The sequence below is a fragment of the Vibrio sp. A1-1 genome, assembly GCF_021728175.1.
In the GTDB taxonomy this organism is placed as follows: domain Bacteria; phylum Pseudomonadota; class Gammaproteobacteria; order Enterobacterales; family Vibrionaceae; genus Vibrio; species Vibrio diabolicus.
The window spans coordinates 76612-91738 of sequence record NZ_JAKKCL010000009.1 but is presented as its reverse complement, the minus strand read 5'-3'; the positions used below and the strand labels follow the sequence as shown (position 1 = coordinate 91738).

Annotated in this window: 18 protein-coding genes; 9 read left to right on the top strand and 9 right to left on the bottom strand. The window is 45.2% G+C overall.

Annotation, left to right across the window (positions count from 1 at the left end; genetic code table 11):
* Positions 1–24: 24 nt before the first annotated feature.
* A complete protein-coding gene (locus L3V30_RS14110) occupies positions 25–312 on the top strand; it encodes a hypothetical protein (protein WP_031780567.1) in 288 nt (95 codons plus the stop codon).
* On the opposite strand, the gene L3V30_RS14105 is transcribed toward L3V30_RS14110, so the two are convergent.
* The 4 genes from L3V30_RS14105 to L3V30_RS14090 all read right to left on the bottom strand — a co-directional run bounded on the left by L3V30_RS14105 (position 309) and on the right by L3V30_RS14090 (position 1862).
* Positions 309–527, bottom strand: coding sequence for a DUF6500 family protein (locus L3V30_RS14105; RefSeq protein WP_054866829.1), 219 nt, complete (start codon positions 525–527; stop codon positions 309–311). The two genes, L3V30_RS14110 and L3V30_RS14105, sit on opposite strands and share 4 nt — an antisense overlap.
* A gap of 10 nt (positions 528–537) precedes the next feature.
* On the bottom strand, positions 538–915 hold the full coding sequence (locus L3V30_RS14100; protein WP_005396583.1) for a PH domain-containing protein: 378 nt from the start codon (positions 913–915) through the stop codon (positions 538–540).
* 118 nt (positions 916–1033) lie between these two features.
* Positions 1034–1249, bottom strand: a complete 216-nt coding sequence (locus L3V30_RS14095; RefSeq protein WP_237309145.1) for a TIGR02450 family Trp-rich protein — start codon at positions 1247–1249, stop codon at positions 1034–1036.
* Between the two features lie 139 nt (positions 1250–1388).
* A complete protein-coding gene (locus L3V30_RS14090) occupies positions 1389–1862 on the bottom strand; it encodes an HPP family protein (RefSeq protein ID WP_048625404.1) in 474 nt (157 codons plus the stop codon).
* A gap of 98 nt (positions 1863–1960) precedes the next feature.
* Here L3V30_RS14090 and L3V30_RS14085 point away from each other — a divergent pair, with 98 nt between their 5' ends.
* From L3V30_RS14085 to L3V30_RS14070, 4 genes are all read left to right on the top strand, one after another.
* The gene (locus L3V30_RS14085; protein WP_065646206.1) at positions 1961–2506 is read left to right on the top strand and encodes a TetR/AcrR family transcriptional regulator; all 546 of its coding nucleotides are present in this window, start codon (positions 1961–1963) and stop codon (positions 2504–2506) included.
* A 98-nt stretch (positions 2507–2604) separates the two neighbouring features.
* On the top strand, positions 2605–3042 hold the full coding sequence (locus L3V30_RS14080) for a MerR family DNA-binding transcriptional regulator (protein ID WP_109169236.1): 438 nt from the start codon (positions 2605–2607) through the stop codon (positions 3040–3042).
* Positions 3043–3295: 253 nt separating this feature from the next.
* Positions 3296–4240 carry an SDR family oxidoreductase gene (locus tag L3V30_RS14075; protein ID WP_237309144.1) on the top strand — a complete coding sequence of 315 codons (945 nt, stop codon included), beginning with the start codon at positions 3296–3298 and terminating at the stop codon, positions 4238–4240.
* Positions 4241–4264: 24 nt separating this feature from the next.
* Positions 4265–5347 carry a saccharopine dehydrogenase NADP-binding domain-containing protein gene (locus L3V30_RS14070; protein ID WP_237309143.1) on the top strand — a complete coding sequence of 361 codons (1083 nt, stop codon included), beginning with the start codon at positions 4265–4267 and terminating at the stop codon, positions 5345–5347.
* Between the two features lie 49 nt (positions 5348–5396).
* Here the strand turns inward: L3V30_RS14070 and L3V30_RS14065 are convergent, their stop codons facing one another.
* Both L3V30_RS14065 and L3V30_RS14060 read right to left on the bottom strand, forming a co-directional pair.
* Positions 5397–7820, bottom strand: coding sequence for a formate C-acetyltransferase/glycerol dehydratase family glycyl radical enzyme (locus L3V30_RS14065; protein ID WP_237309142.1), 2424 nt, complete (start codon positions 7818–7820; stop codon positions 5397–5399).
* 2 nt (positions 7821–7822) lie between these two features.
* Entirely contained in the window at positions 7823–8752 is a 930-nt protein-coding gene (locus tag L3V30_RS14060) for a glycyl-radical enzyme activating protein (RefSeq protein ID WP_237309141.1), read from the bottom strand.
* Between the two features lie 214 nt (positions 8753–8966).
* On the opposite strand from L3V30_RS14060, the gene L3V30_RS14055 reads away from it, so the two are divergent.
* Both L3V30_RS14055 and L3V30_RS14050 read left to right on the top strand, forming a co-directional pair.
* Positions 8967–9641 carry a fructose-6-phosphate aldolase gene (locus tag L3V30_RS14055; RefSeq protein WP_237309140.1) on the top strand — a complete coding sequence of 225 codons (675 nt, stop codon included), beginning with the start codon at positions 8967–8969 and terminating at the stop codon, positions 9639–9641.
* Between the two features lie 342 nt (positions 9642–9983).
* Positions 9984–10496 (top strand): DUF2799 domain-containing protein, encoded by a 513-nt coding sequence (locus L3V30_RS14050; protein WP_226421305.1) that lies wholly within the window; start codon positions 9984–9986, stop codon positions 10494–10496.
* Positions 10497–10506: 10 nt separating this feature from the next.
* On the opposite strand, the gene L3V30_RS14045 is transcribed toward L3V30_RS14050, so the two are convergent.
* The 3 genes from L3V30_RS14045 to L3V30_RS14035 form a co-directional block, all read right to left on the bottom strand.
* Positions 10507–10962, bottom strand: a complete 456-nt coding sequence (locus L3V30_RS14045) for a GNAT family N-acetyltransferase (RefSeq protein WP_025499054.1) — start codon at positions 10960–10962, stop codon at positions 10507–10509.
* A gap of 185 nt (positions 10963–11147) precedes the next feature.
* The gene (locus L3V30_RS14040) at positions 11148–12230 is read right to left on the bottom strand and encodes a type I restriction endonuclease (protein WP_024701019.1); all 1083 of its coding nucleotides are present in this window, start codon (positions 12228–12230) and stop codon (positions 11148–11150) included.
* 118 nt (positions 12231–12348) lie between these two features.
* Complete coding sequence (locus tag L3V30_RS14035) at positions 12349–12819, bottom strand: GNAT family N-acetyltransferase (RefSeq protein WP_237309139.1); 471 nt, start codon at positions 12817–12819, stop codon at positions 12349–12351.
* Between the two features lie 132 nt (positions 12820–12951).
* Here L3V30_RS14035 and L3V30_RS14030 point away from each other — a divergent pair, with 132 nt between their 5' ends.
* Positions 12952–14142, top strand: a complete 1191-nt coding sequence (locus tag L3V30_RS14030; protein ID WP_237309138.1) for an MFS transporter — start codon at positions 12952–12954, stop codon at positions 14140–14142.
* Positions 14117–15085, top strand: coding sequence for an HTH-type transcriptional regulator YidZ (yidZ, locus tag L3V30_RS14025; protein ID WP_237309137.1), 969 nt, complete (start codon positions 14117–14119; stop codon positions 15083–15085). Before L3V30_RS14030 ends, yidZ begins: the two co-directional genes overlap by 26 nt.
* The last annotated feature ends 42 nt before the right edge of the window (positions 15086–15127 follow it).

Sequence of the window (15127 nt, the reverse complement as noted above, 5' to 3'; positions counted from 1 at the left end):
TGTGACTTTTTAGTTGAGTTCTATATGCACATAACACCTTCCGAAAACAAAAAACGCGATCTGTTGAAGAAAGCCTTTTTATGGTTAATTGTCTTCGACTACCTTTTATTGGCGTTTTTCTTAACTCAGCTGTCCAGTTTAACGCTTAACAGTGGGACCATGATCAGTATGCTGCTCGTCGTCTACAACGTCTTACTCGTTTCTCTGTGCTTTCAAAGAACCAATAAACAGGACTCTTATATTATCTACCCTGTTTTATCCGCGACGTTGTTGGCATTTGTCTGCTTTCTTTATTTCTTTTTTTTAATTTAGATACCAGACTCCACCATTGATTTGATTTTTACTGCTTTTTCGAAGTGGTCGAGCCGATGGGTCTGAATCCACCACGTAGCCGCCTCCATCAACTGTTCAGGATCATCATTTTTGTTGGCGAAAAACGCATAAAATGAGAGCCCAACCTGCTCACCTTTGCTTTCGATCTTTTTGTCACAGACCTCTATTATTTTGTCTCTCAATGAAGCTCTCATTTCTATTCCCTTACGCTAGTACATACTCACTAACCATACGGTTGAAAGAAATCAGATCAAACGAACCTTTAATTTCAAAACGTACTCTTCCCACCTCACTCATGAAGAACTCAATTTCACAATCTAAGTCAAAAGTACCAGACGTCTCGATAGAAAATGCATTGATCTTGCTATAAGGCAGCGACGTGTAATCCACTTTTGAGCCCGTAATCCCTTGCACATTCGCCGCAATCACTCGCTTGTTGGTAAACACCACTTGGTCGCGAACCGTTTTAAAGCCCGCAAATACCGACTCGCCATCAATAAGAAACTTGTGAAAATCTTCCCTAACTTTTGATACCTCAATGGGTTTAAGCTTAAACACTGATGAATTGTCGAAATCGATCATAGTCATTCCTTTTTAGTTGATAGCGAACAAACTCAACGTAGCAGATACACAGACCGTTGCCTATCAGCTAAGTACCATCTTTCGATTTCAAACCTAGGAAAAAATTCAACAAAGTGCATTACTTCCAGCCCTGCCGCCATAGCTCTGGGTCTTTCAGCTCTTGCCAGTTCATCTCTTGCTCACGTTTACTCATAACCGCCTCAATGACACATTTCACAACATTGCCGTCTTCATCCAGTTCCATTTCAGTTACGACAAAGTGCTTCTCTTTATTTTTAGGTGACGTCGCCGTCCATTTGCTGTGCAATAGCTTCTTGGGGTGAATTCTATTCATAGTGGTATACCAATTTAACTAGCATCTTTATGTATACGACTGAATACCAAGAGAGAATCAGATTTTATTTTTAAGCATCCACGAAAAGAAAAAGCCGCAAAAGAGGTCATCCCCTAATGCGGCCTTACTTGCAACCCAATTAGGTCTTTTGACCGTTCAAACGAGGGTTTAAGTACTGACTCTGTAGCAACTGCAACGCCTTACCAACCAGCACAATCACCACCGCGCCAATCAATACGGGCGTGAACAGAAAACTCCACCCCTGCCCAGATGCCATGATCAAGATTGGATTTGCGCCCGCAGGTGGATGCGTTGTCTTCGTAATCAGCATTGCTGACACTCCTAACCCAGTCGCAATCGCGAGGGTGATTGGCGTGACCTCAACATATTGGCTAAACGCAATACCGATAGATGCCGTAATGAAGTGACCAATGATCACATTTTTTGGTTGAGCGAGAGGGCTGCTAGGCACCCCAAACACCAACACCGCCGTAGCACCAAATGGCGCCATGAGAAGTACAACCTCAGTAAGAGACACCTCGGCGTAAGACAACACACCAATAGCCAATGTCGCACCAAGCCCCGCGACCAACGATAAAATTAAATTATTCATAAACACCTCAAAGTAGACCGAATTGTCTACAAATTAAAATAGACAAACCTGTCTACCTTTGTCAATATGTGTTTGTAGAACTTTTTGAGGACGTAGTTATGAACAAAAAGAAACAGTTATTGATCGATACCGCGTTGTCGCTGTTTTACAAACAGGGCATCAACTCCATTGGCATCAATGAAGTCCTTAAAGTATCTGGCGTGGCTAAACGCACGCTGTACAGCCATTTTGAAAGCAAAGAAGCGCTCATCCTTGCCGCACTAGAACAACGCCACCAAATCTTCATGGCGTGGCTAGAGGAGAAACTGTCATCAGCACAATCGAGCACAGACGTGATCGACCAGTTGTTTACCGCGCTTAACGGCTGGTTTCATGGTTCTGAGGAAAAATTGGGCGAGTTTCGCGGCTGTTTTTTCATCAACACGTCCGCCGAATTCAGTGACGACCGCGGCGAGATTGCAACGTATTGCCGCCACCATAAACAACAGGTTCGTGAGCTAATTCAACGCTATCTCAAATCAGACAACACATCATTACTCAATGCCATTTGCATCATGAAAGAAGGTGCCATCACCACCGCTTACATGACAAAAGAGTACGACGACGTCACAAAGAAATGCGTGGAAATTTTGCATAAGCTGTAACGGTAAGAAAGCAAGAAACGAATCGACCGAGCACCAAACTGGCGAGAATATTCAGAAATGGTAAGGTTATTTTATCCACCTAATGAGACACGCTTGATATGAAAATTGGCGAACTGGCGCAAAAAACTGGCCTTGCTCCCTCGCGTATTCGATTTTACGAGCGCATCGGGCTGCTAAAAACCGTGACCCGTAAAGCCAACGGGTACCGCGAGTATCCGCAAGAAGCACTAATGATTCTGGACATGATCACAACGGGTCAGCAAGCTGGCTTCAGTTTGGATGAACTAAGTGCCTTACTGCCATCCGACCTTTCTAACTGGGATCATCATCAGTTATTGACAACCTTGCAGCAAAAAATCCAAGAGCTCGACGAGCTTGAGCGAAAAATTGCGCAGAGTAAAAGCAAGTTAAAAGAAGTACTTAAAGAGATTGAAGCTAAGCCAGATGACATGGACTGTGCAATGAATGCAAAACGCGTCATGTCTCAACTTGGTCAAACGATTCTGACCAAAGAAAATCCCTCAAATAAAAAATAAGACCGTCACCAAATCAAAGCAATGTTAACAAGCGAAGCTTTACTCTTGATGTTGGGTTAAAGATTCGCCAATTCCCCTGCCAGCCACTAAATTGAGTTTGTAAAAACCATTCGCCCTTAGCTCAGGTGTGCCATCTCTTTGTTTCTATACTCAATAAAAAATCAATCCAATTTATCTTCAAAATGTGGGTTGACCTTAAACCTAACTTTAACGTTAGGATGAATATCAAAGTAACACAGCAGGAGATTGGTGAATGCAAACGATATTGGGTGCAAGTGGGCAAATTGGCCGTGAGCTGGCATTAAGCCTAAAACGAGACTTTACGAGCGACATCCGATTGGTGAGCCGCAATCCACATCGAGTCAACGAGACGGATCAACTGGTAAAAGCGGACTTGCTCGACGCGAAACAAACATCAGATGCCGTAAAAGGTTCTAGTATCGTTTACCTTACTGCAGGGCTACCAATGGATACTCAACTGTGGGTGGAACAGTGGCCAACAATGATGCGTAATGTCATCGCCGCATGTAAAACTCATCAAGCAAAGCTTGTTTACTTTGATAATACCTACATGTACCCGCAAACGGATACACCTCAACAAGAAGATGCACCATTTCAGCCCAATGGAGAAAAAGGTCGAATTCGTGCGGTCATTACTGACATGCTGCTAGAATCGATGAATAAAGGAGAAATCGAAGCCGTTATCTGTCGCGCTCCGGAGTTTTACGGCCCGGGGAAAACGCAAAGCATCACTAATTCCGCCATTATCGATAATCTACTTAACCAAAAGAGCGCAAAAGTGTTTTTACGTGATGACACCAAACGCAGCTTAATTTATACGCCAGACGCAAGCCGAGCGATGGCGCTAATTGGGAATACGCCCGATGCTTACGGACAAACTTGGCATTTGCCTTGCGATGATCGTCGACTGACGTATCGGGAGTTTATCGCTGTTGCAGCAAAGGTTTTTAACGTTCAACCGAAATACAAAGTCATCAAGTGCTGGCAATTGTGGCTAGCTGGGCGATTTAATCAAACCATTCGAGATGCAGCCGAGCTTTTGCCTCGCTACGAATCTGACAACCTTTTTGTTTCGGATAAGTTTCAGACTCGTTTTCCAGATTTTCAAATCACCACATTCGAACAAGGCTTGACCACAATTCAACAAGAAAAAGCCAATGACCAGAAACCTCTTTAAGCAGGCATTGATAGGAGCTTTTTGATGAAAGATAACACACCGGCATCATCCCCAGATCGTTGGATCATATACGGAGCCAATGGTTATACAGGCGAGCTGATTGCGAGAGAGGCCGTAAAACGAGGTCACCACCCAATCCTTGCAGGTAGAAGTTTAGAGAAAGTACAAAGCCTAGCGGCTGAACTAGGGCTGCAAAGTCTTGCTTTTTCTCTTGAGGATAAAAGCAGCGCGGTCCAACATATTTCGGGTTCCTCACTGGTATTAAACTGCGCAGGGCCCTTTTCTTCGACGGCAAAACCGATGATGAAAGCGAGCCTAGAAGCTGGCGCACATTATCTCGATATTACAGGTGAGATCTCTGTATTTGAGTTTGCACAAACGCTGCAATCACAAGCAAACGAAGCTGGTGTCGTATTGTGCTCCGGTGTTGGTTTTGATGTTATTCCAACGGATTGCATTGCAGCCACATTGAAAGCTGCGCTACCAGATGCAACACACCTGTCTCTCGGTTTTGACTCTCGCTCTGGTTTTTCTCCGGGCACGGCGAAAACGTCTGTCGAAGGTTTGGCTCAAGGCGGTAAAGTGCGGCTTAACGGAAAAATCACCACCGCTCCGCTAGCGTATAAAGTTCGCAACATTGATTTTGGTGACGGCGAAAAACTTGCGATGACCATTCCGTGGGGCGATGTTTCAACCGCCTATTACACCACGGGGATTGAGAATATTGATGTTTTTATTCCCGGATCGCCAAACATGATAAAAAACGCTAAACGAGCGAATTGGGTTCGCCCCCTTCTCGGCATAACCTGGGTACAAAGCCTCATAAAAAGCCGTATTGAAAGAACCGTAAAAGGACCGAATGAGGAGCAAAGAAACCAATTACCCACATACGTATGGGGTAAAGCAAGCAACAAGCTCGGACAAAGCAAAACAGCACGAGTACAAACGGCCAATGGCTATAGCTTAACCGTAACGGGATCTCTGGCGATTGTAGAACACCTGCTACATACGAAGCCTGAAGCCGGTGTATACACCCCATCTAAGCTCATGGGATCCAATTTTGTGTCGCAGCTTCCCGGCTCTAGTGGCATAACCATTGAAGAGTAAACAAAAAGGCACCAATCGGTGCCTTCTGCATTAACCGGGGTTGAGGCCATCACAACTCGTGTTCGGTACGGGCGATGATGTCATCCTGCGCGTCTGGTGACAGCGCGGTAAAGAAGGCTGAATAGCCCGCAACTCGCACGACAAGGTCACGATATTGCTCAGGGTTCTTCTTCGCTGCCAGCAAGGTTTCACGAGAGACGATGTTGTACTGCACGTGCCAACCTTTATGGTGATTAAAGAAGGTACGAATCAGCATCGATAGCTTGAGCTTATCTCCTTCTGAAGCGACAGCCGCTGGGCTTAACTTCTGGTTAAGCAGCACACCACCCAAGATTTTATTAGCTTGAATTTTACCGACTGAGTTGTACACCGCCGTTGGTCCCAAACGGTCAGAGCCCGATGCTGGACTTGCGCCTTCCGCCAGTGGCGTTTTCGCTTTTCGACCATCTGGTGTTGCCATCGTGGATGCGCCAAATGGCACGTTGGCTGAGATGCTCGATGTTCCCGCGTAGTAGCCACCACCAATTGGTCCGCGCCCATGACGTGTGTTGACAAATTGCGCCAACTCATCGATATAAACTTGGTAAGCATCAGCCAGCAATTGGTCGACATAATCGTCGTCATTGCCGTATTTTGGCGCGAAGTTGATTAAACGTTGGCGAAGTTGTTCGTTCTCAATACCATCGAAGTCTTCTTCTAATGCTTTTGCCAGTTCCGTTTGGCTGATTTGCGCTTCTTCAAACACCAAATGTTTGATCGCCGCCAAACTGTTACCTAAATTGGCGATGCCCACTTGCAGGCCAGATACCCAATCGTATTTCGCTCCGCCTTCTTTTACTGTTTTACCACGCGCCAAACAGTCATCCACCAGCGATGAGCAGAAAATATCTTGCGCTTGCTGCTCAAGCACACTGTCGACTACGGTATCGATCTCTATCGATTTACGTGTGTAGTAGCGAATTTGCTTCGCCCAAGAAGCGGTGACTTGCTCAAAGCTCTCGAAGTTGCCTTTTGCCAACGACTTATCATGCGGCAAGAAGGCTTTGCCCGTCGTTGCATCCACACCTTCGTTAAGCGCAGCCAGTAAAATACGCGCAAAGTTAATGAAGCTCATGCCCGTGCAACGGTAACCCCATTTGCCTGGAACAGCGGTTTCAATACAGCCAATAGACGCGTAGTTGTAAGCGTCTTCTTTCTCGACACCTAGCTTGATGAATTCTGGAATGACGATTTCATCGTTGTTGAATGCAGGCATACCGAATCCGCATTTGATCACTTCAATACAGCCCATCAAGAACTCTTGATTCAGACCTTCATGATAGCGAACACTCAAGTTCGGTTGTGTGGAACGTAGCTGACCACAAGACTCTAAAATCGCCCAAGATAGCGGATTTACGGCGTCTTCAGGTTCTCCATTCTCATTCAGCTTTTGGCCACCGATACAGACATTTTGATACAGAGGAGAACCTGCCGATGCTTTTGAGTGCGCGCCAGAGCGAATCTTGTTTACTTCAAGCAATTTCAACCAACAGCTTTGCAATAACTCAAGGGCGAACGCTTTGTTCATCGCGCCACTTTCAAGATCACGCACGTAGTAGTCGTTTAGGAACTGGTCCATCCGACCGAATGAAACAGAGTGGCCATTCGATTCAATTTGCAACATCAACTGCACAAAATAGCTCAGTTGCAGAGCTTGCCAGAAGTTGGTTGGCGCATGGAAAGCCACATGACGACAGTTTTCTGCGACTGTCTCCAGTTCCGCTTTCCTCTCTGGTCGAGTTTCGTTTTGTGTCATTTCCAGAGCGAGATCGGCGTAACTCACCATGTGCTCCTGAATCGCAAGCAAGACAATTTCGACGGACTTATAAAACTGCTCTTTCTTCAACCCTTCATACGTCGACACGTCGTTATTAGCTCGATGCTGACGAACCTCATCCAGCAGACCGTTCATACCGATCTTCAGGATTTTTTCGTTATCCACTGCAAGGTGCGCGTCGCCCGAAGTCATGTTGCCCTCGGCTTTAATGATGGTGCTGGCTAGGATCTCTTGTTGCTCGTCGGTAAAAAGTCCATAGCAGCGATCTTGAACCGTTTTACCGCGCCAGTATGGCGTAATGGCGTGAATGCTTTGTTTGTCTTCTTCACTTACCGCAAAACCAGCCCCAGGTCGGTCGGCCAGTTCGTCGATTTCCGCTTCAATCCAACGCACCGTGTATTCAGGGAAGATCGGCGCAGCGCGTACTTTGCTCGCTTGGTTACCGACAATCAGCTCGTCGTGCTTAATCCAAATGGTACGAGTGCGTAAGTGCTCTTGTAACGCCAACGCTCGTTGCACAATCACAGGTTTGTCTTCATTTGCCTGATACGCCCGAGTGTAAGCCTCTGCGCGCTCGGTACAGATAGGCGGCGTTATGATGTTGACCAGTGCCGATTTGTGGGCTTTGATCCGCTCAGGAAGGGTATGTAGGTCCATGGTTAACCTCTAACAATCACGTTAAGTTGAGTATGTTCGCTTGCGTATTGCATTGCGTTTTCTAGCAGTTCTGGATTATTTAATGGTTTGTCAGAACACTCGTAAGGCATATCGAGCAAACGGTATTTATTGATGCCGAGGGTGTGGTAAGGCAACAAGTGGAGTTCTTGACAGCTTTCTAATGAAGCAGCGAAATCAATGATCGCTTTGAGCTCATCAATGGTGTCATTGAAGCCCGGCACAACCGGCACGCGAATCACAATGCGTTTGGCAATTGGTGCCAATTTTCTAAAATTGTCTTTGATGCGTTTTAACGATCCCTTCGCCCAGCGGAGAAACTTTTCTTCGTCGGTGTGTTTAAGATCCGCTAACCAGCAATCAATATATGGCGCGACTTTTTCTACGTTTTTCCACGGAACATGCATGCACGACTCCACCGCCGTAGACACGTGGTTTTGATGCAAACGTTCGGCAAGTTCTGCCACAAGATTTGGCTGCATCAGCGGCTCGCCACCAGAAAACGTCACGCCACCTTGGCTTTGATCGTAAAAAGGCTTGTCTTTCATCAACACTTCAAACAAGTCGTCCGATTTCGCCGCTTCTCCACATATGCTGAGCGCTTGTGTTGGACATACGTTTCGCAGCGCAATGATCTGCGCTTCGCTCATGGCTTTTCGATTGATGATGATTTGATCGTCAATGCGTCGGATACCATCGCTCGCCATGTCGCCGTTTACGGTTTGTTTATAAGCCGACACACAAAGCTGGCAGTCCGCTATACAACTGCGCTCATCAAACAGCAGAGAGTGCTTTTCACTGCGGCTTTCTGGGTTTTGGCACCAAGGACAGGACAAACTGCATCCCTTCAGAAACAGAATGGTGCGAATACCATCACCATCGTGGGTCGAGAACCTCTGAATATTGAAATACATTGCTGTCCGCCTCTTGGTTTGCTCTTCTACTTTTCACGCTTTTCTTTTTCTGAAAGCTTCACTTGATAATGAAATATTGCCACTTAACTTTCGTTTTGTGAAATTACTATAGTTTCAATTGAAATTACAATTGATCGAAATCAAGATCTCAGCGGATTGTCAGATCTATAGTGATCCCATCATCAAAACGAAGATTTTGTATAAGGTAGAACCCATGATCGAACTCTATTTAGATACTGCTGACGTGGCAGAAGTAAAACGCTTTAACCAATGCCTACCTCTGAAAGGGGTAACCACAAATCCAAGTATTTTGGCGAAGTCAAAACAAGGCTTGAACCAAACCTTAGCTGGCATGCAAGAAGCGCTAGGGGGCACACCCCGTTTCCATGCTCAAGTGGTGAGCACAACTGTAGAAGACATGGTGGAAGAAGCGCGCCAAATCCATGAATTACCCTATGATATGGTCGTCAAAGTGCCAGCAACCGAAACAGGTTTATCGGCAATTAAGTTAATGAAAAAAGAGGGAATTCAAGTACTCGCCACTGCTATTTACTCTGCTCAGCAAGGTTTCCTTGCGGCATTGTGCGGCGCTGACTATCTTGCGCCTTATGTGAACCGTATTGATGCGATGAACGGAAACGGTGTAGAAGTGGTCGCAGACCTGCAATTGCTACTGGATCAAAACCAACTGCCTGCAAAAATTTTGGCAGCGAGTTTTAAGAATACCCAACAAGCGATGGAAGTGATGAAGTTAGGCATTGAAGCGATCACCTTGCCTGTCGATGTGGCCGCGCAGATGTTTTCTCATCCAGCAGTTCAGTCGGCTGTCGATCAATTTGATAAAGACTGGAAATCCGCGTTTGGCAACAAACTTTCATTTGAAAGTTAAGCATAAAATTATCGAAAGTCCCGTTCCTCCTCGATCGAGGGGCTTTTGATATGGGAATCTCTGAGAAAAAGTAACATTCGCGCAGGCAACTGTTTATAGATGCAGCTTACGAAGAGATTCCCACCCCACTAGTCTCGCCTCTCCCTTCACGCAAAGTACTCTATTCGTAACATCACTACTGACGAACAACGTTCGTTCCACAAGCAAAAAATTTTGCTTCAAGCCGACAAACTCACAAGCGCAACACATCAATAAGTCGGCAATTATTAATTTTATCTATTGGAAATGAACACTGTTCATTTATAATCAGCGAACCTAACGCAGTAACAAGGAATCCACTTCATGAAACGTATTGCGCTTCTCTTTGCCATGTTTGCATTACTTTCTGGTTGTAGCAGCATGTCGCCAGAACAATGCCAAACCGCAGATTGGTATCGCGTCGGCTACCAAGATGGCCGCTCAGGCAACAACCCAAACATTTTGTACGAATACATTAAAGACTGTCGCGAAGCAGGCGTAACGCCAAATCACGTTGAGTGGCAAGACGGTTTTGATAAAGGCACCACTCTTTACTGTTCGCCAGACAATGGTTACACGGTGGGTGTAGAAGGAAAAACCTACTATGGCGTTTGCTCTAACGATCTTTTCCTTAAAAACTATCAGTTAGGCCATCAAGAATATCAGCGTCAACAACGCATTAATGCGTTAGATGCGGAGATATCACGCCTTGATCATCAATTGGATGCAAACTTAGATAAAGACAACGCGAAGCGTATTAGAGAGAGAAGAAAACAACTGGCGCGTGAGCGTGCATCACTCATCTCGCCAGGAGCTAATTACTACTTTAACTTTTAGTCGCGACGGGCTACAACGCTAGTGTCATAAAGCGGCTGTTTGGATCAGGTTGATAGTCGCCAAACGGCTCGCAGTACGCGAAGCCATGTTTTTCATATAGGCGATGCGCGGGTTCAAAAAATGCCATCGACCCAGTTTCCAAACTTAGACGTTGTATCCCCTGATGTTTCGCTTGCTCAATCACGTGATTGAGTAAGCGGGATGCCACGCCCTGTTTTCTCGCCGACGGCGTCGTACGCATCGATTTCAACTCTGCGTGACCATCTTCTAGTTGGCTCATTGCCACACATCCCAATAGCTGCTCACCATCCCACCCCGTCCAAAACGTGATTGAAGGCAGCTTCAACTTGCTTACATCTAACGCATGCACGCTCTCTGGTGGCGATGTAGCGTACATGTCCTGCAAATGCTCTTCCAACAACGCAAGCACCTGCGGCCGTTCTAAATCGTCGATTTCAATTCTCATATTTCCATCCTTGGTGTTTTTACTATCCAAGTCACCTTAACTATATGTTTTAAAGTTAAATGTCCATCCAAACCTCAAAGATACCTAGGTTTGCACGAAACTAAGATGATTGAATAATAAAAAAGCCCCAACACAAACATCAGAAAAATCATGTGTTGGAGCTTCATTTGCATTTCTATGTAAGTCTATTCGTAAAGTGCTGGCGTACTTTGTAATTGCTCACTAAATTTGAAAATATCATCAATCGAGTCGATTGGATGACGGGTTTCTGTTTTAGCTTCATCAAAGAGGCCAATGTACTTTTGTTTGGTATTGAACCAAAGGCGACATAATGGCTTCCTATTGTTGTCATCAAGCAGGATACCAAAATAACTTTGCGTATCACGGGCACACACTCGCTGTACATCAACTTGTTGTCGCAATATCGCTTTAACGACATTAAAACCCTCGATCTCTTCATCTGTCGTTTGAACTTTGGGTTTATCTTGAACGGGTTCAACAGATTCTTCAAAGGTGTTAACGCTATCGTCTACCTTGATCGGTGCTTTATCATCTCCACCAATTGCAGATTTCAATCGAGCATTAATGCTGTCGTTCAAGAATTGTTTTAGAGCCTTCGTTGTAATATCCATGAACTGTGCTTTGACTTTTGCGGTTTGGACGCCATCGTACACTTTTGAAGTAAAGAATTTTACAAACTCCTCTTCAGGGTTCTGAAACTGTTCATGAAGTGCTTTTTTAATTTGATTGAGGTACTTGAGCTCGCCGGCAGCATCAACTACAGACTCAACATCAAAAGAAGACTTGGTAAGCTTTTTCACTTCGGGAATTACGTGCTCATCAAGATTGGCAAGATCCAAAGTCAAAAACGGCTTTTCATCCATTTTATTTGGAGCGTCTAAGTCCGTAAAAAACTGATATTCAGATCCATTAGTTAAAATCGCAATACGTGCATTGGTTACTGAAAAATACCGAAACAATTGATTAGCATGTTTAGTGGCCAATGGCTCACCAAATTTTTTACACTCGATAAGAATTTGTACAACCCCATCTTTAATCAGCGCGTAATCTACTTTTTCTCCCTTCTTCGTAGCAATGTCAGCAGTAAACTCAGGGATAACCTCATTTGGATTAAAGACATCATAACCTAATACAGAGTGCAAAAATGGCATTACTAATGCGTTTTTTGTTGCTTCTTCTGTAGCTAAACTCGCTGATACTTGGGGAATTTTTTTGGAAAGAGCTTGAACTCGTTCTATAAAATCCATAAGACACTCCATCATATTGTTCATTTAAACACTTAAAGTATATATGACACTGGTGTCTTAAAATGTTGTGTAGTTAAAAGTTTGAATGCCATATGCAAACACTCACCCAACAGCGAACTTAAAGCGGTTGTCTCATAATGTGCTGCGGTCCAACGGGGCCGCCGTGGTAAAGCTCATTGGTATCTTCAAACCCTGATTTTAAATAGCACTGATAAGCGGGTATGTTGCGGCAATTCACGGTGAGATAAAGCGCACCAAACTCGGGATAATGGCGTTTGGCGAAATCGGCAAACTGTTGAATGGCTTGCTTGGCGATGCCTTTGCCTTGATGACGGTGATCCACCAGCAAAGCACGCACGCCTAAGCTGTTTTTCGGGCAAAAATCGTATTTCTCGCTGTAAGCAGCATCGAACAGAAAAAAACCAACCACGTCATCGTCTGCCAAAATCAGATGCGGAAGTTCTGTAGGTTCAAGACGTGTCAGCATTTCACCCACATCCGCGACCGTAAACTGCGATTGCTCTTCTAGCACGCTAAGTTCGCAAGTTTGTTCATGTCGCTCGGGCGAATACTTTTCAATAGTAATCATAATCTTCCTTGTTGTTTTTATGCTCAATTCATACAGGGTATGTCGTAAATAGAAATACCTAGTGTCGTATTTCCCACTCGCAGGCAAACGTTTAGCACTCTATTATCCTCGCCATTCGATAGAGAGGTTTCCATGTCCCGTTTTTTACTTTGTAGTTTTGCACTCGTTTTACTCTACCCTACTGCCATTGATTTGTATCTTGTTGGTTTGCCTCAAATTGCGTCAGATCTCAACGCCAGTGAATCTCAGTTGCATATTGCGTTTTCGATCTATTTAGCTGGCATGGCTACCACCATGTTATTCGCGGGGAAAATTGCAGACTCTGTGGGACGAAAGCCTGTTGCCGTCGTCGGCGCGATGATCTTCGTGCTCGCGTCTTTTCTCGGCGGGATGGCTGAGCAACCAAACGCTTTCTTGATTGCTCGCTTTTGCCAAGGCATCGGAGCTGGATCTTGCTATGTCGTCGCGTTCGCGATTTTACGCGACACGTTAGACGATGAGCGCCGCGCGAAAGTATTGTCGATGCTCAATGGCATCACCTGTATCATCCCAGTGATCGCACCCGTGATTGGTCACTTGATTATGCTGAAATTTCCTTGGCCGAGTTTGTTTACCACAATGGCAGGAATGGGCATTCTCGTCAGTGTATTGGCCATTTTTGTTCTCAAGGAATCACTACCCAGCCAACAAGGTGAAGAACAGACAACGCCAGAGAGCCATCAAGAGACTTTCTTCGAGCGATTTTTTATCAGTAGGCTGATCATTACTGCACTTGGAGTGACCACCATTCTGACCTTTGTTAACGCTTCACCAATTGTCGTGATGAGCATGCTTGGTTTTGATCGCGGCGGCTATTCTTCCATCATGGCAGGGACTGCGACGATCAGCATGTTGATTTCGTTCTCGGCGCCATTGGCATTGGGGATTTTTAAGCAGCGAACCTTAATGATCACCTCTCAAGTATTGCTCGCTTGTGCAGCCATAGTACTCAGTGCTGCCCATTTCCATGATGGACAATCTCTTTACTATGTATTCGGACTTGGGCTGATTTGCGCTGGCTTCGCTTGTGGCTTTGGCGTGGCCATGAGCCAAGCGCTCAGCCCATTCTCTCAACAAGCTGGCGTGGCAAGCTCGTTACTGGGCATTGCTCAAGTTTGTAGTTCCGCGTTCTATATTTGGTTTATGGGTTTCATCGGCGTTAGTGCTCTGAATATGTTGGTGTTTATCTTAGTGTTAGGTAGCGTAATCAGCCTTGCTCTAATACTATTGATTCCAAAGCCTGTTCACGATACCCATTATGAAGAAATCCCTAGCGCGACTTGATTTAAACTTACTGTTCACTCTGCAATTATTGCTGCAAGAGCAAAGCGTCTCGAGAGCCTCGAAAAAGCTGAACGTTACGCCCTCTACCGTAAGTAAGTCGCTCAACAAACTTCGTCATTGGTTCGATGATCCTTTGTTTGTCAAAACACCTAAAGGTCTTGCGCCAACGCCTTTGGCACAAAGCATGGAGCAAGATCTTGCAGAATGGCTGCAAATTGGCAGCCAGATTGCAGAAAAACGCAGCGATATTACGCCTAAAGGAGTGCGTTTTGATATCACGATTGAGTCGCCATTAGTGCTCACGGTGCTGGACAGACTCATCATCGCTATCCACCAGCGATACCCTGAAGCGAAAGTAAAAACCAGTAACTGGGATTACGATTCACTCGACGCCATCATTCGAGGCGAGGCGGATATCGGTTTTACCGGCCGAGAAAGTCACCCTAGATCGAAAGAGTCGTTGGATCTTCTGCCGTATTTCTTGGATTTTGAGATTCTATTTTATGACCTGCCGATGGTGTATTTACATAAAGATCATCCGGCATTACAGCAAGAGTGGAATCTCGAGACCTTTCTGAACTACCAACACATCAATATTGTTTGGGAAAAAAGTGAAACTTGGGCGTTGGATGAAGTGTTAACGGAACTAGGGCTACAGCGCTCTATCGGGCTGACGATGTCCAACTTTGAGCAATCCCTTTTTATGGCAGCGCAGCCGACTCATGGCATGATCACCACCGCGCCGCACTATTGCAAAAGCTACACAGAAAAGCTGCATCTCGATTTGGTGTGCTTGCCAATTCCGTTAGACCAAACTCAACAAGACAAGTTACTGATTCCATTTACCATGATTTGGCATAAACGCAATGCGTACAATCCCAAATTGCTATGGTTGAAAAACACCATCAAGTCATTGTACGAACAACCACCCCTACCACAGTAACACTCAGGCTAAGGTCAGGTTTTCTCTGGTGATTTTTGATGA